This is a genomic window from Nocardia abscessus (genome assembly GCF_015477775.1).
GTDB lineage: Bacteria > Actinomycetota > Actinomycetes > Mycobacteriales > Mycobacteriaceae > Nocardia > Nocardia abscessus_A.
This window is the reverse complement of sequence record NZ_JADLQO010000055.1, coordinates 1-1,490: the sequence shown is the minus strand read 5'-3', so window position 1 is coordinate 1,490 and position 1,490 is coordinate 1. Positions and strand designations below refer to the sequence as shown.

The window sequence follows — 1,490 nt, the reverse complement described above, 5'->3', positions numbered from 1 at the left end:
GCTGGATGAGATCCCGTTGACGCCGGTGGGGAAGTTGGATCGTGCGGCGTTGCCGGAGCCGGTGTTCGCGGCGCGGGCGTTTCGTGTGCCGTCGACTCCGGTGGAGGAGATTGTGGCGGGGGTGTTCGCGGCGTTGTTGGTGCCCGAGGAGGACGGGCGTGTGGGGGCTGATGATGATTTCTTCGAGTTGGGTGGGAATTCGTTGTTGGCGGCGCAGGCGGCGGCGCGGGTGGGTGCGGCGTTGGGTGTGCGGGTGCCGGTGCAGTTGTTGTTCGAGGTGTCGTCGGTGGCGGGGTTGGCGGCGCGGGTGGAGGCGCATGCGGGGTCGGCGGCGGGTCGGGCGTTGTCGGCGGGGTCGCGTCCGGAGCGGGTGCCGTTGTCGTATGCGCAGCAGCGGATGTGGTTTTTGAACCGGTTCGATCCGGGTAGTGCGGTGAACAATATTCCGGTCGCGGTGCGGTTGTCGGGGCGGTTGGATGTGGCGGCGTTGCGTGCGGCGGTGGGGGATTTGGTGGAGCGGCACGAGGTGTTGCGCACGGTGTATCCGGATGTGGATGGTGAGGGTTTTCAGGTGGTGTTGCCGGTGGGGGATGCGCGGGCGGTGCCGGATGTGATGGTGCGGGCGGCGGATGAGTCGGAGGTGGCGGCGTTGGTGGCTGCCGCGGTGGGTGAGGGTTTCGATGTGACGGCGGCGCCGCCGGTGCGGGTGCGGTTGATCGCGTTGAGCGATGTGGAGCATGTGCTGGTGTGCGTGGTGCATCACATCGCGGGGGATGGTTTTTCGATGGGGCCGTTGACGCGGGATTTGATGAGTGCGTATGTGGAGCGCACGCGTGGCGGTGGGCCGGGGTGGGCGCCGTTGGTGGTGCAGTACGCGGATTTCGCGTTGTGGCAGCGGGAGATTTTGGGTTCGGAGGATGATCCGGAGTCGTTGCTGGCTCAGCAGATCGGGTTCTGGCGCGCGGAGTTGGCGGGGTTGCCCGAGCAGTTGGAGTTGCCGGCGGATCGGGCGCGTCCGGCGGTGGCGTCGCATCGGGGTGCGACGTTGGCGTTCGAGGTGGATGCGCGGGTGCATGCGGGGTTGAGCCGGGTTGCCGCGGCGCATAACGCGACGATGTTCATGGTGGTGCATGCGGCGTTGGCGGTGTTGTTGGCGCGGTTGTCGGGTAGTCGGGATGTCGCGGTGGGTACTGCGGTGGCCGGGCGTGGTGAGGCGGAACTCGATGATCTGATCGGGATGTTCGTCAACACGTTGGTGTTGCGGACCGAGATCGATGCCGGGGTGGGGTTCGACCGGTTGCTGGGGCAGGTGCGGTCGGTGGATGTGGCGGCGTTCGGGCATGCGGATGTGCCGTTCGAGCGGTTGGTGGAGTTGCTGGATCCGGTGCGTTCGCCGGCGCGGCATCCGTTGTTCCAGGTGATGTTGACCTTCCAGAATTTGGCGCGTACCGAACTGGAGTTGCCGGGACTGTCGGTGTCGGCGGTGGATT

1 protein-coding gene is annotated in these 1,490 nt (G+C 66.8%); it reads left to right on the top strand.

Going from position 1 to position 1,490, the window contains the following annotated elements:
• The coding region (locus tag IU450_RS39225) for a condensation domain-containing protein (RefSeq protein WP_416382949.1) at positions 1–1,490 on the top strand (1,490 nt) is incomplete at both ends.